Origin of the sequence: Amycolatopsis azurea DSM 43854 (assembly GCF_001995215.1) — a bacterium.
Lineage (GTDB): Bacteria > Actinomycetota > Actinomycetes > Mycobacteriales > Pseudonocardiaceae > Amycolatopsis > Amycolatopsis azurea.
Genome location: NZ_MUXN01000037.1, coordinates 36,607 through 59,818, shown reverse-complemented (window position 1 = coordinate 59,818; position 23,212 = coordinate 36,607). Strand labels below are relative to the sequence as shown.

The following is a 23,212-nucleotide window of genomic DNA, read 5'->3' as shown; positions in this document are numbered from 1 at the left end:
AATTCCTTCTGGGAGATTTCCTGCTGGTGCGGCAAGCGTGTCAGGACGTCGCTGTACCCGACTACGTGAATCCACCACAAACCGGGCCCTCGAAATCAAGGTCGGATTGTCACATCACGCAAACACCTGCCGCACCGGCGCGGACCGCCCCCAGCCGGTGTTACGTGGCGGCTCGTTCGGCGGCGCTGCGTTCCACGCAGAACTCGTTGCCTGCCGGGTCCGTGAGCGTGACCCAGCCGGTGCCGTCCGGCCGGCGGTGATCCTCGAAGATCTTCGCGCCGACACCGATCAGTCGGTCGACCTCTTCGTCCCGGGTGCGATCCTGAGGTTGCAGATCGAGGTGTACGCGGTTCTTCGCCGCCTTGCCCTCAGGTACTCGGATGAACAGCATCGTCGGCTGTCCCTCGGCGGTCAGCGACACCTCGGGGTCGCCAGGTTCGTCCTCGACGCGCATCGGGCGGCCGACCGCAACCGACCAGAATCGCGCCAGCTCGTACGGATCACCGGTCGTATCGAAGGTGATGTTGTGAATGTTCGCGACCATCGCACTCTCCAAAGTGGATGAATGCGCCCCAAAGCCACAGCAGGTCAGCGGTGCCGACGATGAGGCGCGGGCTTCTCATGAGTGAACATCTCGACCGCACCTCCTCTCGTCACAGGCTGACTTCGTGATCGTCCCATCCCTCAACCAGATCGCGCAACCCGCGCCAAGGCAGCGAGTGCCCTTTGCTCAGCCCGCCGAAGCGGCCAGCGAAGTCTTCTCGGACTCCTGTTCGCAGCCGAGGATCGACGCCAGCAGGCCCGGGTAGCGCTCGGCGAGGTCTTCGGTGCGCAACGAGAGCAGGTTCTCGCGTCCCGCGGGGCGCTGCCAGATCACGCCGGAGTCCCTCAGTACCCGCCAGTGGTGGGTCAGGGTCGACTTCGACATCGTGGCGTCGAGGTCGGCGCCGACTGTCCCGCAGGCCTGCTCACCGCGCTGGGCGAGGATCCGGACGATGTTGAGCCGGATGGGGTTGCCCAAGGCCGCGAGCACGTTCTCCAGTCGGATCTGGTCACGTTCGGGGTGCTGGGCAATCATGCCGCGAGTGTAGACGATTGTGCGGCCGAACGCGCACTATCGTACGGTCGTCCTACGATTACAGTACGTCAACTCTCGAACCGATCTCGGGACTCGGGTTCCGCTCCGCTCGATAGTACGTTAAATTTCGTACAGTCGTACTTCTGCTGACCTGAACTTGGAGTCGCGTGCCATGTCGTCACCCTCTACAGCGGCGGGCCACCGCTCGCTCGGCTGGACCCTGGCGCTGCTCGCGCTGGCACAGCTGATCTTCTCCCTCGACCTGAACATCGTCTTCGTCGCGCTGCCCGAGATCGGCGCGGACCTGGGCTTCTCCGATCAGACCTTGCAGTGGGTCGTCGGCGCCTATGCGGTCTTCGCCGGTGGCTTCCTGCTGTTCGGCGGCCGGGCGGCGGACCTTTTCGGGCGCCGCCGGGTCTTCGTGATCGCGTTGACGCTCTACGCGCTGTCGTCGCTCGCCGGCGGCCTCGCCACCAGCCCGACGATGATCATCGTCGCCCGCGCCGTCCAGGGGATCGGCGGCGCGCTGCTGCTGCCGTCCACGCTGTCCCTGATCAACACCCTGTTCGAAGAAGGCCCCCGGCGGAACAAGGCACTCGCCGTCTGGGGCGGCGCGGGAGCGAGCGGTCTCACGGTGGGAGCGCTGCTGGGCGGGCTCCTCACCCAGGGATTCGGCTGGCCCGCGGTCTTCTACGTCAACGTCCCGCTCGCGGGGATCGTGGCCCTCGCCGCGCTGTACTTCATCCCGCGTGACGAGCGCCGGACCGACTCCCGCAAGTTCGACTTCCCGGGTGCGCTGACGGTCACCATCGGCGCGACACTGCTGGTGTACGTCCTGGTCCAGGGCCCCGAGGACGGCTGGAACTCCGTCGGCATCCTCGTCGCGGCCGCTCTGGCGGTCCTCCTGCTGATCGCCTTCGCCGTCATCGAGGCGCGCAGTTCGGACCCGCTGATGCCGTTGCGGCTGTTCAGCAACCGCAGTCTCCTCGTGGGTATCACGGTCACCTTCATCTACATGGGGACCTTCGGCGCGTTGCCGTACTTCCTGACGACCCTGTTCCAGGGCGTCCACCGGTTCTCCGCGCTGGAAACCGGGCTCGCGTTCCTGGTCCCGTCGCTGGCCATCGCGACCGGCACCCAGCTCGGCGGCAAGATCGCGACCCGGCTGGGGGTCCGCCCGACGTTGTGGATCGGCTTCGGTATCGGCATCGTCGGCACCGCGGCGCTGGCCATCGGCTTCGACGCGAACAGTTCCTATCTGGTCGCGGTGCCCGGCCTGATCATCTCCGGCGTGGGTCAGGGTCTCGTGTGGACGGCCATGTTCATCGCCGCGTCGTCCGGCGTGGCGCCGGAGGAACAGGGCGTCGCCAACGGTATGGCCACCACGACGCTGAACCTGGGTTACGCGATCGGCCTCGCCATCCTGATCGCCGTCGCCAACGCCGGAACCACCGGACTCACCGGTGAAGAAGCGCGGATCGCCTCGGCCGACGGCGGATTCCTCGCCGTTCTGCTCGCGGCCGCGGGAATGCTGCTGGGATTGCTGATCACTCTCGTCCACCCCAGGACTTCCGAGTCGCCCGTCCCCGGGGACGACCAGAAGGCCGGCGAGAGCGAGCCCGCGACCGCGCGAGTCCCGTAGCCGCTCGGGGGTCGCGGCGGGCCGGATCGGAGCGGTCGGCCCGCCGCGACCCCAACCCCCCTTCAGCCCGCCGCGTCGTCGATCTCCTGGAGCAGCCGCGCGCACCGGGCGATGTCGCCGCTGGTGGGCGGTTCCCAGCTCGCGACGCCGTGGAGCCGGTCCAGCCAGGCGGGGACGACGGCGGCCGCGTCCGGTGGCGGATGGTTCTCCGCCCGGTGCCCGGTACCGGTGACGATCATGAGCCGCCCACCGCTCACCGTGCACGATCCTCGGGCGCAGTCGACGCGGACGTCGAAGCCGCCGGGACGCGACCTCCATCCACAGTGGAGCGTCACCGGCACACCGTCCCATTCCAGACGCGCCGTTCCGCCGACGTCCATGGCGATTCCCGGAGCGTGTTCCTTCACGGCCGAGACGGCACGAAGGCTCGCGCCCGGGCGTAGCCACAGCAACAGGTCGAGCAAATGGATCCCGAGGTCGGCGAAGCCGCCGATGCCGCCCTGGCGGGGGTCCAGCATCCACGCGGTCGGTCCGCGGAACCAGCCGTCGAGCAGACCCGGATGCGAGAAGCGGGCCCGCACCGATGTCACCGGACCGCCGGGTTCTTCCGACAAAAAGGTGCGCAGCCCGCGTAAGGCGGGTGCGCACCGGAGGAACATGGCCGTGGTCACCGGGACCGCGGCCGCGTCGATCAGGGCTGTGAGTTCGGCGGTTTCCGGGACCGTCGCGGCGAGAGGCTTTTCCACCAACGTGGGTTTTCCCGCTTCGATCGCCGCCCGCAGCAGCCGCGGATGATCCGCGGTCACCGAGTCGATGATGACGGCGTCGGCGTGGTCGAGCCCCGGGGCCGCGACTGCGCGGGGATCGCGCCGGATCGCCTCCCGGTGGTCCGCCAGGTGCGGGTGCGCGGTCCCGAGGATCGCGACCCGCACCGGCGTCACCGAGGCTCCGGCCGGGTGAACGACCGGTCGACGTACACCAGGGGATCACCGTCGCCCACGTGCACGGCCTCCACGAGGCCGATGAGGATGCTGTGATCCCCACCGTCCTGAATGGAATGAGTGGAGCACGACAACCGGGCCACCGCCTGCGGCAATCCGGGCAGCCCGTGCTCGACGGGGACCGCGTCGCCGGCGCCGAAGCGATCGACGCCCGAGGTCGCGAAGCGCGAAGCCACACCTTCCTGGGACCGGCCGAGCACATTGATCAGGAACCTGGACGCCGTCGTGAACGCGTGATGGGTGCTGGCCTTCTTGCCAAGGCACACCAGGACGAGCGGCGGGTCCAGCGACAGGGAACTGAACGAGGTTCCGGTGAAGCCCCAGCGCCGCCCCGACTCGTCGGCCGTGGTGACCACGGTGACCGGGCCGGGAACGCGGGTCATGGCGCGGGTGAAGTCTTCCGCGAGAACAGGCATCTTTCCCCCAGTTGTTGTTCGGCCTAGGTCGCGACCTTGACGTGCTCGGTCGCGAGTTCGTCGAGGAACGACGTGGCCCAATGGTCGATGTCGTGGTCGAGCACGTGGTCCCGCAGCCGTCGCATCCGGCTCCGCGTGTCGGCCTCGGGCAGGGTCACGGCCTGCATGATCGCCTGTTTGACCTCTTCGACGTGGTACGGATTGACCAGGAACGAATCCGTGAGTTCCCCGGCGGCGCCGGCGAATTCGCTCAGCACCAGCGCGCCGGTCAGGTCGTGGCGGCTGGCGACGTACTCCTTGCACACCAGGTTCATGCCGTCCCGGAGCGGAGTCACCACGGCCACGTCGGCGGCGCGGTAGAACGCCGCCAGCTCGCGCTGGTCGATCGAGGAATGCAGGTAGTGCACGGCCGGATGGCCCACCGCGCCGAATTCGCCGTTGAGCCTGCCCACCTCGCGCTCCACCGCGCGGCGCATCAGGCGGTAGTGCTCGACCCGCTCGCGGCTGGGAATGGCGATCTGCACCATCACGGTGTCCCGGGCGTTGAGCCGCCCTTCCCGGAGCAACTCCCCCAGCGCGTGGAGACGGACGTCGATGCCCTTGGTGTAGTCGAGGCGATCCACTCCCAGCAGCACCCGCCGCGGATTCCCGAGCGTGGCGCGGATCTGCTCCGCACGGTCTCGCACTCGCGGATCCCTGGACAGGGTGTCCCAGGTGCCCGCGTCGACGGAGATCGGGAACGAGCCGACCGACACCGACCGGTGGCCGAGGTCGATCGCGCCGCCCAACGGTCCCGCGCCGACCTGTTTCGGCACCTGCGCCGCCCCGGTCAGCGTGCGGCTGAGCCAGAGGAAGTTCTGGGCCCCGCCCGGACGCTGGAAACCGATCAGGTCGGCCCCCAGCAGCCCGCGCACGATCTCGGTCCGCCAGGGCAGACGCATGAACAACTCGACCGGCGGAAACGGGATGTGCAGGAAGAAGCCGATGCGGACGTCGGGGCGCAGTTCGCGCACCATCGCCGGGGCCAGCTGCAGCTGGTAGTCGTGGATCCACACGGTGGCACCGGGCGCGCTGACCTCCGCGGCGGCTTCGGCGAAGCGCCGGTTGACCTCTACGTAGCTGTCCCACCAGCTTCGCCGATAAGCGGGCGGCATCACGACGTCGTGGTACAGCGGCCACAACGTGGAATTGGAGAATCCTTCGTAGAACGAGGCGACAGCGTGTTCGTCGAGTGAGACGGGCGAGAACCGGATCCTGCCGAGGGATTCGGGCGGGGTCACCGTGCCCGAGGTCCCCGGCCAGCCGACCCAGGTGCCACTCCGCTTGCGCAGCAACGGCTCCAGCGCGTTGACCAGACCTCTGGGGCTGCGGCGCCAGACCTCGGCCCCGGTCCCGGTGCGGTGCACGCTCGCCGGCAAACGGTTGGCGACGACCACGAATTCCGAACGATCGGTCATGAACCTCTCCAGGTGAGAGCGACCAAGGAAGCAGAACCGCCGGGAGGGGGACGCCGCTGTCCCCCACCCGGGGAGATCACCCCCTGAAGTCCACGATGGTCTTCAGGTCGGTGGTGCTGCGGTAGTTCTCGAAAATGGACACCAGCCGGTCGTAGTCGTCGAACATGCAGACCGACGACAGCAGGCTCGAACCGTCGACGACACCGCTCATCAGGATCTGCATCGCGGAGTAGATGACGTTGGCGCTGTGGTGCATGGGGAAACTGGACACGTCGAACGGCGCCGACATGATGTTGATGCCCTTGGCGAGCATCAGCCACGTGTCGAACTTCTGCATCTCCTGCGACGCGCCGTAGAGCACGTAGCGACCGCGCGGCTTGAGCTTGCGCATCGCCATCCGGCGCGGGTCACGCTCTTCGTCGACGTTCTTGATGGTGGGCAGCGTGTCGAAGACGTAGTCGAAAGTGCCCTCGTTGACCGCCGCGTTCAGCTCGTCCGGCAGGTACGCGTGGTCGGAGAAGTTCTGCGCGGCGTACTCGTTCCGGTTCGGGTTGAGGTCCACCGACACCACCGAATTGGGGGCGAAGAGCCGCTTGATGATCCGGCCGGCGATGACCCCGATCGGCCCGGTGCCGAGGATCAGCACCTTGTCCCCGATGTGGGGCGGGTTGCTCAGGATGGACCGCAGCGCACCCGTGGTCGGCTCGATGAAAGAGCACTCCAGATCGCTCATCTCGGCCGGGATCTTCACCGCTGCCGCACGGCGGTCGTCGAGGAAGTTCCGGTCGGTCCAGAAGACGTCGCGTTTGACCTGCCCGGAGAAGATCGGCCGGACCGACCGGTACTCGGCCAGCCCCTCGAAGTCCGTCTGTCCCCAGTAGACGACCCGGTCGCCGACCTCCAGGCCGGCGCTGTCGTTGTCGAAGTCCGAGCCGATCTCGACGACCTCGCCGAGGTACTCGTGGCCGAGGACGACGGGGTACTGCGGCGGGAACAGGTGTCCCTCGAACACCGAAATGTCCGTCGAGCAGATCGAGACGCAGCGCGTCTTGAGCAGCAGGCCGTCCTCGGGAGTCGCCGGAACGGGCACCGTCGCCAATTCCGTCTTCCTCGGCGCGGTCAGGTGGAATGCCTTCATGGTGGCCGGAAGCGGAATGCCCGGACGGCCCGTGGTCGTGGACACGGAGGTAGTCATCATCAATCCCCTCAGAAAAGTAAAAGAAAAAACGAGCGAGCGCGGAAAAAGGCACCTCAGCGGCGCATGAGCAATTTCCCGGTCAGCAGGTACTGGCCCACCATCTCGAAATGCGAATGCGACAGCGTGATGTGTTTGACCGCGGAACGCACGTCCCGGAGATTCCGCTCGAGCCTGCTCGTCGTGTACAGCGAGCTCGTGCCCGCGTACTGATGGGCGGTGTCGACGACCTGGCACGCGTTCTCGGCGACCGTCGCCACCGTCAGCCGGATCAGCGAGGTCAGCTCGTCACCGCCGTCCGCGCCGTGTTCGGTCGCCTGCTGGGCCGCGTGCGCCAGGACGAGGCGACTGCTGTGCACGGCCATTTCCATCCTGGCCAGCTTGTCCTGGACCACGTGACTGCCCGCCAGGGTGCCCGATCCGCCCGTCGGCGTCTTGCGGAGCGCGATGTCCTTGAACGTGTGCAACGCGTCCTGGGCGATTCCCAACGCGGTGGACGAGGACGTGAACGGCCCGAAGTCGTAGTAGCTGATCCCGTAGGCGCGGGAACCACGCGGAAGCGGCGGCGCGTGCATCGCGGCTCCGTCCACCGTGTGGTCCTCGCCGACGAAGACGTTGTCGACCAGGTAACTGACACTTCCGGTGCCCCGCAGGCCGAGCGTGTGCCAGTCGTCGACGAACGTGACACTGGAGCGCGGCAGGAACAGCATCCGGATGACCGGACCGGCTTCGCCACGCCGCGGCTCCCCGTCGTCGGTGACGCGGGCCGCGCACACCAGCCAGTCGGCGTGCGCCGAACCGCTGGCGAAAGACCATTTCCCGTTGAGCCGGAAACCGCCTTCGACGGCTTCGGCGGTCCCGGAGGGGTTGACCCCTCCGACGACCAGCTTGTCGCTCTCGGCGAAGAGCTTGCGAGAGGTCTCCTCGGGAAGGTAGTCGGAGAGCCTGCCGATCGCGCCCTGAACGCCGACCTGCCAGGCCACCGACGCGTCGAGACGCGCCAGCGCCTGGATGACGGCCGAGCCGGTGGCGATGCTCACCTGCCCGCCACCGAATTCACGGGAGACCCACATCCTGTGCAGACCTACTTCGCGAACGGCGTCGAGCGTGTCGGCCGAGGTCACCCGGCGATCTTCGTTGTCATTTCTGTACTGCTCGATAATGGGTGCGATCTTGTCGACCTTCGCCGACCATTCCTGAATTTCACCGGTCGGCGGCACGCGGTCCAGCAGGCGCGGCACAGCTTCATCCAATGACAATTTTCCCCCATCCCCAAATGGAAGTCTCGCCCCAAACGAGGCTTCGATAGTCTTAGGTTCCTCGAACTATCGAAGCAATGATTACCTGGGCACCACCAAGCGAGCAAGAGGCATGTTCACATCTGGGAGTGATCTAGACCACAGGGAAGACATATTGGCCCGAACGGCGGTACTGGATCGGCCCAACGACGCAGTGGTCCGACCGTCACAACTTCCCTTTCGGGCGTAATATCGGTCAGCCGATCAGGAATTCGTACCGCGGTGCGGCAAAATTACCCACATCGGCAGTGGCCGACTTGTCCGTCCACAATGGACCTTCCACGGTGATCGTTTTCCTTTTCTGACTCAAAGTCAGCGCACCATCACGTTCGGTGGAGCGTAGAAATGGTCCACTGTGGAAAACCTGCGTTTCCGTCAGGTTAACCGGCCCGGGACACCTTGGCTAACGCCGTTAACCGCGGCGATGGTCCGAAGTGGACAGACGAGGCCGTCGACCCTCGCACCCTGGCCGCATGAGGCACTACGGCGAACGTCGCCTCGTCGAACGACATGACACCGGCGACGTCGAGATCGTCCAGGGCGACGCGTTCGAGTGAATAGAGCCCCTCCGTGGCGAACGGCGGGTTGCTCGACGGCTTTGACACAAAGGTCGGTGAGCCGTTCGGCGTTGTCGTACTCGGCGGACCACTGCCGTCGCGCGGTGAACACCAACGCGACCACACCACCCCACGACTCCGCGGGACCGCCACCGTCGCCCAGCGCGACCTTGGCCGCGTACCGTCATTCGATTTCACACCCCGGAGTCGGCGACCGCTCACACCTCGGCGCGAACACGAAGAAATTGCATGTTCATTGCGGAAGCGGATCACTTTTGACACCGTGCCAACATCGCGAACATCTGCGACGACTTCCCATCGAAGCGCCACCGGATACGAAATCCGAAAAATGAACACCTCGGTACAGCCCTTTATGTATCGCCGCCGCCTCCAGATCCCCGGACTTCGGCGACGAACAAAGCGGGCGACCGGGGAACGAATTCCACCCGGCCGCCCGCCTGGGTCAAGCCTGCCCGCCGAACGTCAGCCCTACTCCGACGGGGGCTGGTAGTTCGGGTTCTCCCACACGAAGTTGATCTTGTTGCCCTCCGGGTCCGCGACGTCCGACAACTTGATGAAAAGGAGGCCTTCACGGACGATCCCGGGACACGACCGGGTCAGCGCAATGCCGTCAGGACGAAGTCGTCGCCGAACTGCCACACCGGGGCCACCTCCGCGAAGCCCGCCTCCCGGAGCAATCGGGTGTGTTCCTGCGGGCTGAGCCTGTTGCCGTAACCGGTCGAGACGCCGCTCAGCTCGTCGGCCGTGAACTCCGCCCGCAGCGCGGGATCGGCCGCGACCGCGGCCCACCAGCCCTTCCAGTCTTCGTTCGCCTCGACTCCGGCCCGGGCGGCACGGCGGCCCTTGACGGCCTCGGCCAGGTCGCGGATGCCCGGCTGCTCGTCGTAGAAGTGGTCGCCGTTGACGAGCGCCCCACCCTCGCGCAGCACGTCCGCGAGGCGACGGTAGACGTCGGCGAGCCGATCCGGCTTCAGCCAGTGCAAGGCGGTCGTCGAGACGGCGGCGTCGATCGTCCGCCACGTCAGCCAGCCGTCTCCGGCGAGATCTGCCTGGACGTACTCGATGTTCGCGTCGTCCGGACGGCTCGCCCTGGCGAGCGCGAGCAGGAACGGGTCGGTGTCGACGCCGACGACCCGCGCGTGCGGCAGGCGCCGGGCGAGCCTGGTGGACAGTGAGCCCGGGCCGCAGCCGAGGTCGAGCACCAGCGGCTCGGCGATATCGCGGCAGACGTGCTCGACGACGTCGATCAGGACGTCGAACCGTTCTTCACGGTCGGCTATGTAGCGTTCCTGCTGGACATCCCATCGTCGCACCCAGCCCGCCGCGAGCTTTTCGTCCACCGCACTCCCCTTTCGTGATCTTGATCCTGTGTAGCACAAGGCGCCCATGGGTTACCGTGTGCGCCACAACGTAAGAAGGTGCCCGTCGGGGGAAGCCGGTGTGAATCCGGCGCTGACCCGCAACCGTGAACGGCCTGACCGAACGTCTTCGCGCCGTGAGCCGGACTGCCCGCCGGGTACTGCCAGCCCCAACTGTCGTGGAGTGCGGAGCGGGGTCCCGTTTCAGCGCGTCCGCGCGCCCGGGACAGTGCTCGATGTCCCGGAGGTTACTGTGACGCGTCATCCGATCGGCCGTCGGCGAGTGCTCGCCTTGGCCGCCCTCGCGCCTTTGGCGGCCTGCGGGGGCGCTCCCGCGGACACGGGCCGGTTGCGAGTCGCGTTCGCCGCGGGCGGTTCGAAGGAGACACTGGATCCCTCTCAGGTGTCGCTCTTCGTCGACCAAGCGCGGGCGAAGGCGCTCTTCGACACGCTGGTCGCCTACGACGCCGACACCTCGTTGCGGCCGCGGCTGGCCGAATCCTGGGATAGCGACGACTCCGGTACGCGCTGGCGTATCCGGCTGCGGCAGGCGGCCTTCCACGACGGTCGCCCGGTCACCGCGGACGATGTCCTGTACAGCTTCCGGCGGGTCGCCGACCCCGCCCTGGCCTCCTCGTCCCGGCAGTACTTCGCGAAAGTGGACTTCACCCGCAGCAAAGCGGTGTCACCTGGCGAACTCGAACTGGTGCTGGGCGCGCCCGACTTCGAATTCCCGTCGGGCTGGGGCGCACCGGGCGCGGAGATCGTGCCCGCCGGGACGACGGCTTTCGGCGCGCCGGTCGGCTCTGGTCCCTTCCGTTTCGTCTCGTTCACGCCCGGCGGCGCCGCGGTGTTCCGCAAGAACGAGTCCTATTGGGACGGTGCGCCGACCATCGACGAGCTCGAATTCGTCCCGGTCAACGACGAAACGGCCCGGGTCAACGCGCTGCTGTCCGGTCAGGTCGACTACGCCCACGACCTCGCGGCCGGCACCGCGGCACGGCTGACGGGCGACGGACGGGTCTCACTGCTCGAAGCCCGGGGAACGACGATGCAGGGGTTGATCCTTCGCCTGACCCAGCCGCCGTTCGCCGATCCGCGGCTGGTGCGCGCCGTACTGTCCGGAGTGGACCGCGAAGCCTTGAACCGCGTCGCGCTGGCCGGCCGCGGTGAGATCGGCAACGACCTGTTCGGCAAGGGGCTTCGCGGTTACGCCACCGGCATTCCCCAACGCCCACGCGACGTGGACCTGGCCCGTTCTCTCGTCCGTGAAGCGGGCGCCGAGGGCCTGAACTTCGCCGTCGAGACCAGTGACGTCGATCCTGGATTCCCCACGGCGGCGACGCTGATTTCCCAGCAGTTGAACGAGATCGGGTTGAAGGTCACGCCGAACACGCGCGCGTCGAGCACCTACTTCGGCGAAACGAAGACCAAGGGTGTCGCCGCGCTCACCCGCACGGCGACCCTGCCGGTGCCGACGTTCCTCAACCAGCGCTTCCGCACCGGCGGTTCGAACAACGTCAACGGCTTCGCCTCGCCGGAGTTCGACGCCCTCATGGACCGTGCCGCGGCCAGTTCGGACGAGGGTGCCCGGCTGGCGCTGTTCGGGGACGCCCAGCGGATCGTGCACGAGTCCGGCGGCCTGCTCGCCTGGGGGTTCAGCACCTGGACGATCGCGGCGTCGAAACGGGTGGCCGGGCTGGTCACCGCGCCGCCGAACACCTTCGACTGGGCGAGGTTCGACCGCGCCCGCCTGTCCTGACGTGCGGGGATACGCCCTGCGCCGGCTGGGATTCGCCGCGGTGCAGGCGATGTTCGTCCTGGTCGCCACGTTCGCCGTGACCTCGCTGCTCCCCGGCGACGCGGCCTCGGTGGTGCTCGGCGAGCAGGCCACCGACGAGCAGGTGGCGACGGTGCGCCACCAGCTCGCCCTCGACCAGCCGCTCCTCGACCGGTTCGGGCGCTGGCTTTCAGGTCTGGCCGGCGGCGACCTCGGCCGCTCGCTCGTCACGGGCGCTCCGGTGACGGACGAGATCACGCGCCGCTTCGCCGCCACCGCGGTCCTCGCCGGGGTGACCTTGCTCGTACTCGTCCCGCTCGCGCTGGGCGTCGGAGTGGTCTGCGGTGTCCGCGAGGGTTCCCGGACCGACCGGGTGCTCACGGCCGTCACGGTGTTCCTGCATTCGATCCCCGAGTTCGTCCTCGGTCTGCTGCTGGTCGCGGGATTCGCCGTCTACACCGGACTGTTGCCCGCCACCGCGGCCGGAACGGACCTGGCCGTACGGCCGGAAGTCCTGGTGCTGCCCGTGATCGTGCTCGTCGCCCGGCAGCTGTGCGACGTGGCCCGGCAGATCCGGGTCGGCGTCGCGGAACAGACCCGGGGACAGGTGGCGGACCATCTGCGCCTGCTCGGCCTGCCCGAACGCACCGTCGTGCTGACACATCTCCTGCCCGCCGCCGCGGCCCCCGCCGTGCAGCAGCTCGCCCGCGTGGTCGAGGGACTGCTGACCGGCACGGTGATCGTCGAGTCCCTCTTCGCGATCACCGGTATGGGCACGGGTTTAGTCGAGGCCGTGCAGAACCGGGACATCCCGCAGGTGCAGGGATACGTACTCGTGTTCGCCGGTGTCGTCGTGCTCGGGAACCTGGCCGCCGATCTGGTCGCGCACCGGCTGACGCCGCGCCGGGAGCTGGTCACGTGGTGAGCCGGACGTTCGGGTGGTTCCTGCTCGCCGTCCCGGTGCTGCTCGCGGTGGCCGGACCGCTGATCGCGGGTCCCGCGGTGTCCGTGGGGGTGCCGTGGCAGCCACCGGACGCCGCCCATCCGCTCGGTACCGACGTCCTCGGCCGTGACGCGCTCACGGTGATCCTCACCGGCGGCCTTCCCATGATCGGCATGACGGGCGCCGCGCTCGGGCTCGCGTACCTGGTCGGCGTACCGCTGGGTCTCTTCGCGGCCGGGCGCGGACGGTGGGCCGATGAAGCCGTCATGCGATCGCTCGACCTCGTGCTGGCGTTCCCGTCGCTGCTGGTGCTCATGGTGCTCGCCGCGACCGGGCACCGCGGGCCCGGCGTGCTCGTCCCCGCCGTCGCCGCCCTCCAGCTGACGGCGATCACCCGCGTCGTCCGGGCCGCGGCGCTGGCGCCCGGCTGCCGCACCGCCGTGGAAGCCCTCACCCTGCAAGGACGACCGTGGTGGCGCATTCAGCTCGGGTACGTGGCCCGGTACGTCACCGGCCCGGTCGCCACCGACGCCGGAACCCGGCTCGGTGTGGTGCTCTACCTGCTGGCGTCGGCGAACTTCCTCGGTCTCGGCCTGCCCGCGGACTCTCCGGACTGGGCCGTGGTCATCGAACGCAACAGCGAGGCCCTCTACACCGCGCCCGCGGTGGTGCTGGTGCCCGCGGCGCTGCTGATGGCGTTGTGCGTCGGCACCAATCTGGTGACCGACCGGCTGCTCGCCGCCCGGTGGGTGAGCCTGTGACGGTCCTGGAGATCAGCGGCCTCTCCGCCCGCGCCGGGGACACCGTCCTGCTCGACGACGTCTCGCTGGCCCTCGAACCCGGCCGGGTGCTCGTCGTGCTCGGCGCGTCCGGGACGGGGAAGACCACGCTGGGCCTGGCCGCGACCGGGCGCGCCCGGCCCGGTATCGCACTGTCCGGCTCGATCCGGCTGGCGGGATCCGCGCTGCTGGGCCGCACCGGCGCCGACCTCAGGCGGATCCGGGCCGGGGTCGTCGGTCACCTGCCGCAGCAGCCGTCGGCGGTGCTGGACCCGGTCCGCCGCTGCGGACCGGTGCTGGCCGAACTCGCCGCGATCCGCCATCGCGGCCGGGCGGCAAGGCTGACGGCGGCTCGCACCGCGCTGACGGAAGCGGGACTCGAGCCGGACTTGTGGCGCCGGTTCCCGCATCAGCTCTCGGGTGGGCAGCAGCAGCGCATGGCGCTCGCCACCACGCTGGTGACCCGGCCGGAGGTGCTCGTCCTCGACGAACCCACGAGTGGTCTGGACCCGGAGAGCAGGGCGGTGCTCACTGCCCGCCTCGTCGAGCTTTCCCTTTCCGGAACGGCGTTGCTGATCCTGACCCACGACCTCGCTCTCGCCCGCGCCATGCCCGGTGACGTCGCCGAACTCCGCGACCGCCGCCTGGTTCCGGGTGAAATCGCGCCCAGGCGAGAGTCCTTTGTGGAATCGCCTGCGTCTTCGCCGTCTTCTCCGGTACTCGTCGTTCGGGGACTCACCGTGCGCGCCGGGCGGACGACGCTCATCGAGGACATCGATCTGGAGCTGGCGGCGGGCAGCCGTACCGCGCTCATCGGCGTCTCGGGTGCGGGCAAGACGACGCTCGCCCGCGCGCTCGCCGGGCTGACCCCGCCGAGCGCCGGCACGATCGAAGTCGACGGAGTCCGCCTTTCCCGGCCGGCCCGCCGTCGCGGGCGCGCGCAGTTGCGGGCGATCCAGTACGTCCACCAAGACAGCCGCGCGTCCTTCGACGAGTTCCGCGGAGTGCTCGACCAGGTCGCCGACAGCGCCTGTCTCCTTCGCGGTTCCAGTCGTCAGGCCGCCCGGCTCGAAGCGTCGGAAGTCCTGCGTTCTCTCGGTGTCGATCCGGCCGACCATCGCCCGGACCGGCTGTCCGGCGGGCAACTGCAACGCTGCGCCGTCGCCCGCGCTCTTCTGGCCCATCCCCGGGTGCTGATCTGCGACGAGGTGACGTCGGCGCTCGACGCGGTCAACCGCGCGCGGCTGCTGGACATCCTCACCGCCGCGATGAACCGGCATGGCACCGCGCTGCTGATGATCAGCCACGACGACGTCTTCGCCGCGGATCGCACCCTCGCTCTCACCGAGGGGCGACTGATTTCTCCCTTAAATCCCTTGTGAAAAGAAATGGCTCGATGTCCACAATGGACGTCGATCGCCTGCGCGAAGCGCGAGCGGACGAGCCCGCCCGCGTCCGATCAGCGGTTCCCGCCGACGCCCGGGCTTCGCCATACTCCGGTGGACACCGCACTCGGGCGCATCGGGAGGGATTCGCGTGGCGCGGGAAAAGTTCTTGCTGTGCAAGCTCTTCTCGGTCTTGCTGCTCGGCGGCACCATCGCCGTGGGCGGCGCGCAGGAGGCGGCGGGAGCGGCGGCGCAGGTCGTCGACCTCGGCGCGATGCACGGCGACAGTGACAGCCGTGTCACCGGGATCAACGCCGACGGTGTCATGGTCGGCGCCTACTACACCCCGGTCGACGGGTCGATCGCCGTACGCTGGAACGCCGACGGCACGGTGGCCCCGCTCACGGCGCCCGGGCACCACATGACCGAGGCCTTGGCGATCAACGCCAAGGGTTTCATCGCCGGTTCGGCCTACGACGACATCTCCGTCCGGCGGCCCGTGCTGTGGCGTAAAGACGGCTCGTTCACCGAACTGAGTTCACCCGAGCGCTACGGGTACTCGGAAGCCACCGCGATCAACTCCGGCGGCGTCGTGGCGGGCACGGTCACGAGCGGCTCCCCCGCGATCCTGCGCGCGGCGCGGTGGGACGCGAGCGGCGTGCTGACGTTGCTTCCCTTGGCACCGGGCGATTCCCGATCGGCCGCCACGGCGATCAACGACGCGGGCGTGATCGTCGGGACCTCCGGGGACCAGGCCGTGCGCTGGGAGCCCGACGGCACGGTCGTCCGGCTGGCCCCGCTTCCCGGCGGCAACCGCAGCGCGGCCGAAGGCGTCAACAACGCCGGAATCGTCGTGGGTGGTTCCGGTGCCCATCCGGTGCGCTGGGACGCGGACGGTACCGCCACCGCCCTGCCCCCTCTTCGCCCCGAGGACCCGGTGGGCGGTGCCAAGGCGATCAACGACTCCGGTGTCATCACCGGCAGCTCCGGCATCGGAGGCGGCCATCACTCCGCGGTGGCGTGGGACGCCCGGGACGTGGTCACCGACCTCGGCGCACTGCCGCGACACGACCAGAGCACGGGTACGGCGATCAACTCTCGCGGCGTCGTGGCGGGTTACTCCGAACAGACCTCCGTACACGGGCGGCACGCCGCGCGGTGGACGGCACCGAACAAGGCCACCGATCTGAGCCGCTCGTTCCCCGGGCACGAGTACGCCGAGGCCTCAGCGATCAACGCGCGCGGACAGGTCATCGGCGAATCGCTCATGCCCGATGCCACACTGCATCCCGTCACCTGGACACGCTCCGGCACGATCACCGACCTCTCCCCGGACAGCAACACCCGGTACGCCAACGCCATCAACGCTCGCGGCGTCATCGTGGGTACCGACACCGCGAAGCATCGCGCGATCCGCTGGGAACCGGACGGGACCATCACGATGCTCAAGGAACCCGAGCACCACAACCATCACTCCCGGGCCGCGGGGATCAACGACAGCGGGGTCATCGTCGGCAGCGCGAGCGCCCTGCGGGGCAGCACACAGCCGACGCGTTGGGACCCGGACGGCACACCGGGTCTCTTACCCCTCCTGCCCGGCGACGCCGGCGGCTCCGCGGCGGCGATCGACAGCCACGGGGTGATCGTCGGAAGTTCCGGCCCCCGCAACGACATCAGCCAGCACGCGGTCCGCTGGGACCTGGACGGGAAAGTGACCGAGCTGCCAGGGCTGCCCGGCGAGAAGAACACCACCGCGGTCGCTCTCAACGAGCGTGGCGAGGTCGTCGGCTACTCCGGGCTCCACCCCGTCCGATGGAGCCCCGACGGCCGGGTCACCGCGCTGTCCCTCCCCGAGGGCGCCCACCACGGCGAGGCGAGCGGGATCAGCGCGACCGGGGTCGTGTCCGGCTGGTCCGAATCCGGCGTCGTGGGGCAGGCGCTGCGCTGGGACCCGGACGGCACCCTGACCGTGCTCCCCGCGCTGCCCGGCGGACGCCGGACCAAGGCCAACGGCACCAACGCCCGCGGCGACATCGTGGGCTCGTCCGAGAACGGCGGCGGCCAGCTGCACGCGGTGCGCTGGCCAGCCACCGGGAGCGCGGAGGCTCAGCCGGTCATCCGGTAGCCGTTTCGGCGAGCAGCGCGGCGAGTTCGGCGGGCATCGTGATCATGCAGTCGTGACCGGTCGGCAACTCCCGCGTCCGCTCACCCGCCGGAACGGGGCGCCGCGTGATGCCCTCCGGTTTCCCCACGACACAGTGGATGTGCGTGCGCGGGATCATGCGCGCGGCCGGGTCGTCCAGCCGGACCGGTTCCTGGAGGCACCCCACGGGCTGGTCCGACAGCATCGAGCGCAACCAGGCGACGTCGTCCGGGTCGGTGACTCCGAACAGACCGAATGGCGGCGGCTGCTCCGGCATCGGCGGAACCCGCCAGCCGTCCACGACGAGGTCGATGAGCTGCTTAGTGACCGGCAGGACGTCGACAGCGCTTTCGCCGTCTTCCGGGACCATCGCGTCGAGGAACACCAGATGCGCGATCCGCCCGGGGACGCGGTTCGAGACTCCCGAAATGACCATGCCGGCATAGCTGTGCCCGACGAGGACGACGTCGTCGAGACGCTCGGCTTCGATCAGGGCGACGATGTCGTCGACATGGGTGCCGAGGCCGATCTCGGGGCTCAGCAGGTGCGCCTTGTCGCCGTGGCCGGTCAGCGAAGGCGCGAACACCCGATGCCCCGCCGACTCCAGTTCCGGGACCACGCGATCCCAGCTCCGCCCGTTGTGCCAGGCGCCGTGTACCAGCAGAAATGTGGCCATGTCCGGCAGTTCCTCCTCGTGCCTCGGTACTCTTCGGTAACCGTGATCATCGTGTCCGCGCGGTGGCCACCCGGGCAATACGGCACTTTCAGGTGCCCCGGTTCTCAGGAGGTAACCGTGCAGGATCCGTGCCAGGCGCGTGAGGTTCTCGGGATCGTCGGGGACAAATGGGCCCTGCTGATCGTGCGCATGCTCAAGGACGGGCCGCGGCGGTTCACCGAGCTCAAACGAGCCGTCGACGGCATCAGCCAGCGCATGCTGACCGTGACGCTGCGGGACCTCGAACGCGACGGGATCCTGACGCGCACTGTCCTCAACGCCATGCCGCCGCACGTCAGCTACGAACTCACCACGATGGGCCGGACCCTGCGTGAGGCCACCGCGCCGCTGCTCGAATGGAGCATCACGCACCTGCCGCGGATCGATGCCGCCCGCGAGGCCTACGACGAACGCTCTATCAACTGATTGAATCAAGTGATAGCCTGCCGCGGTGACCAGCACCGAGCAACGGCTCGTCGCGGCCGCCGAACGCCTTTTCGCCGAACAGGGCGTCGGGGCGGTTTCCCTACGCACCGTGATGCAGGCGGCGGAGACGAATGTGGCGGCGATCCACTATCACTTCGGGTCCAAGGAAGGATTGCTCGACGCGGTCCTGCGCAGCCGCCTCGACCAGGTGACCGGCGAGCGGAACGCGGCGCTGGCGGAACTCTCCGGGGACGAAGTCACCGCGCGCGAACTGGCCGTCGCGTTCGTGCGGCCCGTGGTCACGGTGCTCGGCTCCGGCGGCGAGCACTGGATTCGCCTGGTCGGGCATCTGCTCGCCACCGACGAGAACGGGCTCGGCGTTCTTTCCGGCTCGTTCCTCCAGCGGAACGCGAGGTTCGTCGAACTGCTGGAGCGCAAGTTCCCTGGCGTCCCGAGAAGAACACTCGACTTCCGGTTGACCCAGGCCATGCACGTGACACTGAACGTGCTGGGCGACGTCGAGCGGGTGCGTCGGCTTCTCGGCCCGGATTCCACGCCCCGCGCCTGGCCGCTCGACGACGTCGTCGCCGACCTCGTCGAGGTCGTGACGTCCGTGCTCGCCGGACCATCCGGAGAGCGTCAGTGAGTGGCTTCGCCGGAAAGCGTTGCGAAAGCCACTTTCGCAACCTTGAAGGTTGCGGAAGTGGCTTTCGCAACACCAGTTTCCCGCCAGACCACACCAGACCGCAGGGGGTCGTGAGTGGCGATTCGTGTTCTAACGCGACTTACCACTCACGACCACCTCGACCCGGTGCGTTCCCGCAGCGCCGGACGTCGCGAAAGTGGCTTTCGCGACTCGCGAAGCCGGTAGACGTACGAGAAGCGAGCACGACACGTTTGCTTTGCCCTCAAGAGATCCCACCCAGCCCCAGGAGTTCACGATGGGACGTTTCAGTCTGCCCGAGAAGACCCCCAAAGGCCTGGACTCGCCCGTGACCGCCGCGGCCATGAAGTACATGGCCAAGGCGCAGGTGAAGATCTTCGAACTGACCAACGGCCGCGTCGGCGCCAAATGGCGTGTCGGGGCGGCCTTTCGCAAACCGGCCCCGACCTTGCTGCTGGAACACCGGGGACGGAAGTCCGGCCGCCTGTTCACCACTCCCCTGTTGTTCTTGCGCCATCACGAAGATCTCGTCATCGTGGCCTCCCAGGGCGGGCTGCCCCGGAACCCGCAGTGGTACTTCAATCTGATCGCGCATCCCGAAACTCGCGTCCATCTCAAGGGGCGGCGCGACGTTCCCGTCACGGCACGAGTGGCCACAGCGGAGGAGCGCCGCGATCTCTGGCCGCTGCTGGTCGACCTGTACGCCGATTTCGCGAAGTACCAGGCGTGGACCGAAAGGGAGATCCCGGTCGTGGTGCTCAGCCCGCGGTGACGGCAGCGATCACCCGGCGGTCAGATACTCGTCCTCGGCGGCATAGTTCAGCATCGGGGCGAAGTAGTCATGGTCGAACTCGGGCGGCTGGTCGGCGGCGACCAGCCAGTCCAGTGCGGTGGTCACGGTGCCGCGGTAGTCACCGGCCGGCCGGTACCCCAGTCGCCCGGCCGCGGTCATGTCCAGCCTGATCCCCGGCAGGCGGTCCCACGGATGCAGGCCGAGCCCGGTGGGGGCTCGGTCGTCGAGGAGCACTTCCTCCCACCGATGCCCGAGGTGCCGCGCCACGATCCGCGAGATGTCCAGAGCGCTGGGCGCGTCAGGATCCGCGCTGTTGAGGACTCGCCTGCCCGGGTTGTTCGCGGCGGTCTCGATCAGGGCGGCGACGTTGGCGGCGGCACTCGGATGGTCGACGCCGCTGCCGCCGCGGGACAGGAAGACGACTTCACGCCGGTCGAGCACGCGTTTGACGAACACCCATTCGCAGGGCTTGGCCGCCCCGTCCCCGTGGACCTTGGACGGTCGCAGGACGGTGACCGGGTGTCCGCTGTCCAGCAGGACATGTTCCGCGGCGACCTTGTTGGCGCCGTAGCCGTCGCGCGTCCGGTAGTCGATGTCCTCGCGTGGGGCCATGGTCGGCTGGGATTCGCGGACCGGACCGCCGAAGTCGGGTGCGACGGCCGAGTTCACGTGGTTGCCCGCCCCATCGACGTACACCGCTTTGCTGGAGATCATCACCGCGGACCCCACGTCGCTCAGCAGCGGCAGCAGGTCACGGGCGTGCGCGGCGGTGAAGCACAGGCAGTCGACCACCAGGTCGGCGCCGGCCCCCAGCGCCGCCACGAGTCGATCGGGATCGGCGCGGTCCGCGGCGACGAACCGGCCACCCGCGGCCGCGACGTCCTCGGGCATCCGCGACCGGTCCCGGCCGACGGTGGTCACCTCCCAGCCGATGGCCAGTAACCGGCGGGCGGCGGCCCGGCCGATCAGCCCGGTCCCACCGAAGATCACCGCGCGCGACATCCGACGACGATAACGCCCGTGCGCCGCCGAGCCGTCAGAACGCGCTGCGAACGGTGCCGCCGTCGACGCGGATCGTCGCGCCGCTGATGTATTCGGCGTGCGGGCCGCACAGGTACGCGACCGCGCCGGCGATCTCGTCGGGCCTGCCGTAGCGGGTCCGGTCGTTGGGCACGATCTCGCGCACCGAGTTGTGCTCGATCTCCTCCCAGCTCCCACCCCAGCCACGTTCCGGGGCCAGCGCGGTCAGGAAGTCCTGGACCGCGGGGACGAGGATCGCTCCGGGCGCGACGACGTTGGAGGTCACGCGCGTGCCCGCCAGGTCGCGGGCGAGTGAGACCGCGAGATTGTGCCTGGCGGCCAGTGACGCGTTGTAGTGCGGATGACTGTCGAACGGCTGCGTGCCCAGGCCGCCTCCGATGGTGACGACCCGTCCGTAGTCGCGCTCGCGCATGGCGGGGACGAGCCGTTGGATCATCCGCACACCGGAGACGACGTTGACGTTGTAGGTGTGCAGCCAGATGTCCGAGGTGGCCTCGGCCCAGTCCAGATGCTCGTAGGCACCGGCGTTGTTGACCAGGATGTCGAGGGCGCCACCGTCGAGCGCGCGCTCGGCGACCGCGTCCGCTCCGGCGTCGGTGCCGAGATCACCCACCGCGACGAACACCTTTCCGCCGTTTTCGATGATCGAGTCGGCGATCGCCTGTGCGCGCTGGGCGCTGCGACCGTGGATCACGACCTCGGCACCTTCGGCGGCCAGCAGCCGGGCGGTCGCTTCACCCAGCCCGGAGGTCGAGCCGGTGATGAGCGCTCGACGTCCCGTGAGCTGCAGATCCATGAGATTTCCTTTCGGGTCAGCGCTATGTCTACAGTTGTATACTACGCTCAGTTATGTATCCACCTGTAGACTTGCTCGCATGAGCCGCACCACACCCCGCGCCCGCAACGCCGCCGCGACCCGGCAGGCCATCCTCGAAGCGGCGATCACGGCCTTCACCCGCCACGGATACGACGGTGTCGGGCTCCGCGAGATCGCGGCCGCCGCGGGCGTGACGGCGATCCTGATCAACCGATACTTCGGCTCCAAGGAAGCCTTGTTCACCGAGGTCGTCGACATCTCCTTCGCGCAGCCCACGATGGTCCCGGCGGAACCGGACGACCTCGCTGTCCGGACCGCCCGCGCCCTTGTCGAGCGCACCGCCCCGGAAGCCGACCATCTCGGCCCGTTCGAACTGCTGCTCAAATCGGCGGCCAACCCGAGGGCGGCGGAGATCATGCGGGAAGGCATCCGCAAGCACGTCGGCGCGCGGTTCACCGACGCTCTGCCCGGCGCTCACGCCGAGGAGCGCGCAGAGCTGGGGTTGGCGCTACTGGCGGGCACCTGGCTGATGCGCCGGATCATCGGCACTCCCGCACTGCGTGAGGCCGATCCCGAACAGCTGACGGCTCGGGTCACCCGCGTCCTCTCCACGATTACCGATCCGCCCTCGGAGGAGAGCGAGGCCGCGCGGGCCTAGAGGAGACGCTGGCTCTGCCGCAGCGTGACCCCTGAACGAGCTTTCAGCACCCGCCTTTGCGGGAAGGCTGTGCTCTTTTTCCACTCGGCCGGAATCACTCCCCGGAATCAGATGAAGCAAGCGCGCTGTCCGGGCTCTCGGACAAGCATGCCGGTCGGCGCCGATGACCAGGAATTACCGGGCAAAGGCTGTCCGGGACAGCGGATTCGTCTTGCACGGGAGGCAGCTCGGCGAAAAGCTTCGGCTGTCGGGTCACACCGCCCGGAATCTCGAAGAGGGCGCTTCTGTGACAGAACATTTGCGAGAGGGGAAACAATGCGTTTGTTGTCCAAGGAGTTCGGGATGGCCGCTGCCGGGGTCGCGGCGGCACTGGCACTGGCGACGCCGGCATCGGCGGCGAGTGCCCCGTCGGCCCCCACCGCCGTCGGGCTCGGGGCGTCGAGCGCGGGGATCGCCAGTCCCGCCGAGTACGACTGCCCGCGGATTCACACGACCGGTCAGTACGCCTACACGTGGTGTCGCGTGTACAGGGGCAAAGTGCGGTTGATCGCCGACTGCAACGGCCCGGACAAATACTCCAACTGGATCTACCCGAAGGCGGGCAACCCGACCCAGCGGCTTCAGGCCGGTCCCTGCCCGCTCGGCCTCGGCCCCAATAGCGGGGTTCAGGGAGCTTCCTGATGGCCACCCGCCGAAACGTCCTGCGCGCGGCCATCGCGGCCGCGGTGGCCGCCGCGGGAATCGGATTCGCACCGATCGCCCAGCCGGCGATCGCCAGTGAACCGACGATCACCAAGGTCTACCACGTCACCGTGAAATGCCAGCTCGTCCGGATCGACCCGTACGGCACCGTGGGCTGGGTGTACGGGAGTGGTAGTGGAACCACCCGCAATAGCGCGGTTACGAACGCGAAGAAGAATGCCGACAACAGCGTGCCGTTGGGACATTACAAACGGCATTGCAAGGAGATCTAGGGGCGCCGGAGGGTGAGAGGTGTGGGGATGGGGATCGTTGACAACCCCCATCTCCGCACGATCGGGCCGAT

The 23,212-nt window shown here is 68.5% G+C and carries 23 protein-coding genes and 1 riboswitch; of the genes, 12 read left to right on the top strand and 11 right to left on the bottom strand.

Annotation, left to right across the window (positions count from 1 at the left end; all coding sequences use genetic code 11):
* Positions 1-160: 160 nt before the first annotated feature.
* Both B0293_RS41400 and B0293_RS41395 read right to left on the bottom strand, forming a co-directional pair.
* On the bottom strand, positions 161-544 hold the full coding sequence (locus tag B0293_RS41400; protein ID WP_005153994.1) for a VOC family protein: 384 nt from the start codon (positions 542-544) through the stop codon (positions 161-163).
* Between the two features lie 186 nt (positions 545-730).
* The gene (locus B0293_RS41395) at positions 731-1,078 is read right to left on the bottom strand and encodes an ArsR/SmtB family transcription factor (RefSeq protein ID WP_039916424.1); all 348 of its coding nucleotides are present in this window, start codon (positions 1,076-1,078) and stop codon (positions 731-733) included.
* Positions 1,079-1,250: 172 nt separating this feature from the next.
* Here B0293_RS41395 and B0293_RS41390 point away from each other — a divergent pair, with 172 nt between their 5' ends.
* Positions 1,251-2,720 carry an MFS transporter gene (locus tag B0293_RS41390; protein WP_005153992.1) on the top strand — a complete coding sequence of 490 codons (1,470 nt, stop codon included), beginning with the start codon at positions 1,251-1,253 and terminating at the stop codon, positions 2,718-2,720.
* 62 nt (positions 2,721-2,782) lie between these two features.
* Here B0293_RS41390 and B0293_RS41385 read toward each other — a convergent pair whose 3' ends face one another.
* From B0293_RS41385 to B0293_RS41360, 6 genes are all read right to left on the bottom strand, one after another.
* Entirely contained in the window at positions 2,783-3,661 is an 879-nt protein-coding gene (locus tag B0293_RS41385; RefSeq protein WP_005153979.1) for a Gfo/Idh/MocA family protein, read from the bottom strand.
* Entirely contained in the window at positions 3,658-4,137 is a 480-nt protein-coding gene (locus tag B0293_RS41380; RefSeq protein ID WP_005153977.1) for a flavin reductase family protein, read from the bottom strand. The genes B0293_RS41385 and B0293_RS41380 overlap by 4 nt, the downstream gene beginning before the upstream one ends.
* Before the next feature lie 23 nt (positions 4,138-4,160).
* Positions 4,161-5,594: an alpha,alpha-trehalose-phosphate synthase (UDP-forming) gene (locus tag B0293_RS41375; protein WP_005153975.1), complete on the bottom strand. Its 1,434-nt coding sequence runs from the start codon at positions 5,592-5,594 to the stop codon at positions 4,161-4,163.
* 76 nt (positions 5,595-5,670) lie between these two features.
* Positions 5,671-6,777: a zinc-dependent alcohol dehydrogenase gene (locus B0293_RS41370; RefSeq protein ID WP_005153974.1), complete on the bottom strand. Its 1,107-nt coding sequence runs from the start codon at positions 6,775-6,777 to the stop codon at positions 5,671-5,673.
* A 68-nt stretch (positions 6,778-6,845) separates the two neighbouring features.
* Positions 6,846-8,009: an acyl-CoA dehydrogenase family protein gene (locus B0293_RS41365; RefSeq protein WP_280619557.1), complete on the bottom strand. Its 1,164-nt coding sequence runs from the start codon at positions 8,007-8,009 to the stop codon at positions 6,846-6,848.
* Positions 8,010-9,261: 1,252 nt separating this feature from the next.
* A complete protein-coding gene (locus B0293_RS41360) occupies positions 9,262-10,005 on the bottom strand; it encodes a class I SAM-dependent methyltransferase (protein ID WP_005153964.1) in 744 nt (247 codons plus the stop codon).
* Between the two features lie 21 nt (positions 10,006-10,026).
* A riboswitch (cobalamin riboswitch) is annotated at positions 10,027-10,196 on the top strand.
* 80 nt (positions 10,197-10,276) lie between these two features.
* On the opposite strand from B0293_RS41360, the gene B0293_RS41355 reads away from it, so the two are divergent.
* From B0293_RS41355 to B0293_RS41335, 5 genes are all read left to right on the top strand, one after another.
* On the top strand, positions 10,277-11,785 hold the full coding sequence (locus tag B0293_RS41355; protein ID WP_077241514.1) for an ABC transporter substrate-binding protein: 1,509 nt from the start codon (positions 10,277-10,279) through the stop codon (positions 11,783-11,785).
* A 1-nt stretch (position 11,786) separates the two neighbouring features.
* Positions 11,787-12,728, top strand: a complete 942-nt coding sequence (locus B0293_RS41350) for an ABC transporter permease (RefSeq protein WP_039916419.1) — start codon at positions 11,787-11,789, stop codon at positions 12,726-12,728.
* Positions 12,722-13,507, top strand: a complete 786-nt coding sequence (locus tag B0293_RS41345; protein ID WP_005153957.1) for an ABC transporter permease — start codon at positions 12,722-12,724, stop codon at positions 13,505-13,507. Before B0293_RS41350 ends, B0293_RS41345 begins: the two co-directional genes overlap by 7 nt.
* Complete coding sequence (locus B0293_RS41340; RefSeq protein ID WP_005153955.1) at positions 13,504-14,907, top strand: ABC transporter ATP-binding protein; 1,404 nt, start codon at positions 13,504-13,506, stop codon at positions 14,905-14,907. Before B0293_RS41345 ends, B0293_RS41340 begins: the two co-directional genes overlap by 4 nt.
* 154 nt (positions 14,908-15,061) lie before the next feature.
* Positions 15,062-17,035 (top strand): hypothetical protein, encoded by a 1,974-nt coding sequence (locus tag B0293_RS41335; RefSeq protein ID WP_005153954.1) that lies wholly within the window; start codon positions 15,062-15,064, stop codon positions 17,033-17,035.
* On the opposite strand, the gene B0293_RS41330 is transcribed toward B0293_RS41335, so the two are convergent.
* Positions 17,025-17,729: an alpha/beta fold hydrolase gene (locus tag B0293_RS41330; protein ID WP_039916417.1), complete on the bottom strand. Its 705-nt coding sequence runs from the start codon at positions 17,727-17,729 to the stop codon at positions 17,025-17,027. The two genes, B0293_RS41335 and B0293_RS41330, sit on opposite strands and share 11 nt — an antisense overlap.
* 117 nt (positions 17,730-17,846) lie before the next feature.
* Between B0293_RS41330 and B0293_RS41325 the strand changes: the two genes are divergently transcribed.
* The 3 genes from B0293_RS41325 (at position 17,847) to B0293_RS41315 (ending at position 19,630) form a co-directional block, all read left to right on the top strand.
* On the top strand, positions 17,847-18,194 hold the full coding sequence (locus tag B0293_RS41325; protein ID WP_039916415.1) for a winged helix-turn-helix transcriptional regulator: 348 nt from the start codon (positions 17,847-17,849) through the stop codon (positions 18,192-18,194).
* 25 nt (positions 18,195-18,219) lie between these two features.
* The gene (locus B0293_RS41320; RefSeq protein WP_005153952.1) at positions 18,220-18,840 is read left to right on the top strand and encodes a TetR/AcrR family transcriptional regulator; all 621 of its coding nucleotides are present in this window, start codon (positions 18,220-18,222) and stop codon (positions 18,838-18,840) included.
* 295 nt (positions 18,841-19,135) lie between these two features.
* Positions 19,136-19,630: a nitroreductase family deazaflavin-dependent oxidoreductase gene (locus B0293_RS41315; protein ID WP_005153951.1), complete on the top strand. Its 495-nt coding sequence runs from the start codon at positions 19,136-19,138 to the stop codon at positions 19,628-19,630.
* Positions 19,631-19,639: 9 nt separating this feature from the next.
* On the opposite strand, the gene B0293_RS41310 is transcribed toward B0293_RS41315, so the two are convergent.
* On the bottom strand, positions 19,640-20,653 hold the full coding sequence (locus B0293_RS41310; RefSeq protein WP_039916413.1) for an NAD-dependent epimerase/dehydratase family protein: 1,014 nt from the start codon (positions 20,651-20,653) through the stop codon (positions 19,640-19,642).
* 34 nt (positions 20,654-20,687) lie between these two features.
* Positions 20,688-21,488, bottom strand: a complete 801-nt coding sequence (locus B0293_RS41305) for an SDR family NAD(P)-dependent oxidoreductase (protein ID WP_005153945.1) — start codon at positions 21,486-21,488, stop codon at positions 20,688-20,690.
* A 79-nt stretch (positions 21,489-21,567) separates the two neighbouring features.
* On the opposite strand from B0293_RS41305, the gene B0293_RS41300 reads away from it, so the two are divergent.
* The 3 genes from B0293_RS41300 to B0293_RS41290 all read left to right on the top strand — a co-directional run bounded on the left by B0293_RS41300 (position 21,568) and on the right by B0293_RS41290 (position 23,141).
* On the top strand, positions 21,568-22,167 hold the full coding sequence (locus tag B0293_RS41300) for a TetR/AcrR family transcriptional regulator (RefSeq protein ID WP_005153944.1): 600 nt from the start codon (positions 21,568-21,570) through the stop codon (positions 22,165-22,167).
* Positions 22,168-22,482: 315 nt separating this feature from the next.
* Positions 22,483-22,848 carry a hypothetical protein gene (locus tag B0293_RS41295; RefSeq protein WP_039916410.1) on the top strand — a complete coding sequence of 122 codons (366 nt, stop codon included), beginning with the start codon at positions 22,483-22,485 and terminating at the stop codon, positions 22,846-22,848.
* The gene (locus B0293_RS41290) at positions 22,848-23,141 is read left to right on the top strand and encodes a twin-arginine translocation signal domain-containing protein (RefSeq protein ID WP_005153933.1); all 294 of its coding nucleotides are present in this window, start codon (positions 22,848-22,850) and stop codon (positions 23,139-23,141) included. Before B0293_RS41295 ends, B0293_RS41290 begins: the two co-directional genes overlap by 1 nt.
* The last annotated feature ends 71 nt before the right edge of the window (positions 23,142-23,212 follow it).

Bases quoted from the DNA above. Each gene is read 5' to 3' on its own strand.
- B0293_RS41400 (WP_005153994.1), bottom strand. From the start codon at position 544: ATGGTCGCGAACATTCACAACATCACCTTCGATACGACCGGTGATCCG.
- B0293_RS41395 (WP_039916424.1), bottom strand. From the start codon at position 1,078: ATGATTGCCCAGCACCCCGAACGTGACCAGATCCGACTGGAGAACGTG.
- B0293_RS41390 (WP_005153992.1), top strand. From the start codon at position 1,251: ATGTCGTCACCCTCTACAGCGGCGGGCCACCGCTCGCTCGGCTGGACC.
- B0293_RS41380 (WP_005153977.1), bottom strand. From the start codon at position 4,137: ATGCCTGTTCTCGCGGAAGACTTCACCCGCGCCATGACCCGCGTTCCC.
- B0293_RS41375 (WP_005153975.1), bottom strand. From the start codon at position 5,594: ATGACCGATCGTTCGGAATTCGTGGTCGTCGCCAACCGTTTGCCGGCG.
- B0293_RS41330 (WP_039916417.1), bottom strand. From the start codon at position 17,729: ATGGCCACATTTCTGCTGGTACACGGCGCCTGGCACAACGGGCGGAGC.
- B0293_RS41315 (WP_005153951.1), top strand. From the start codon at position 19,136: ATGGGACGTTTCAGTCTGCCCGAGAAGACCCCCAAAGGCCTGGACTCG.
- B0293_RS41310 (WP_039916413.1), bottom strand. From the start codon at position 20,653: ATGTCGCGCGCGGTGATCTTCGGTGGGACCGGGCTGATCGGCCGGGCC.
- B0293_RS41305 (WP_005153945.1), bottom strand. From the start codon at position 21,488: ATGGATCTGCAGCTCACGGGACGTCGAGCGCTCATCACCGGCTCGACC.
- B0293_RS41300 (WP_005153944.1), top strand. From the start codon at position 21,568: ATGAGCCGCACCACACCCCGCGCCCGCAACGCCGCCGCGACCCGGCAG.
- B0293_RS41295 (WP_039916410.1), top strand. From the start codon at position 22,483: ATGCGTTTGTTGTCCAAGGAGTTCGGGATGGCCGCTGCCGGGGTCGCG.
- B0293_RS41290 (WP_005153933.1), top strand. From the start codon at position 22,848: ATGGCCACCCGCCGAAACGTCCTGCGCGCGGCCATCGCGGCCGCGGTG.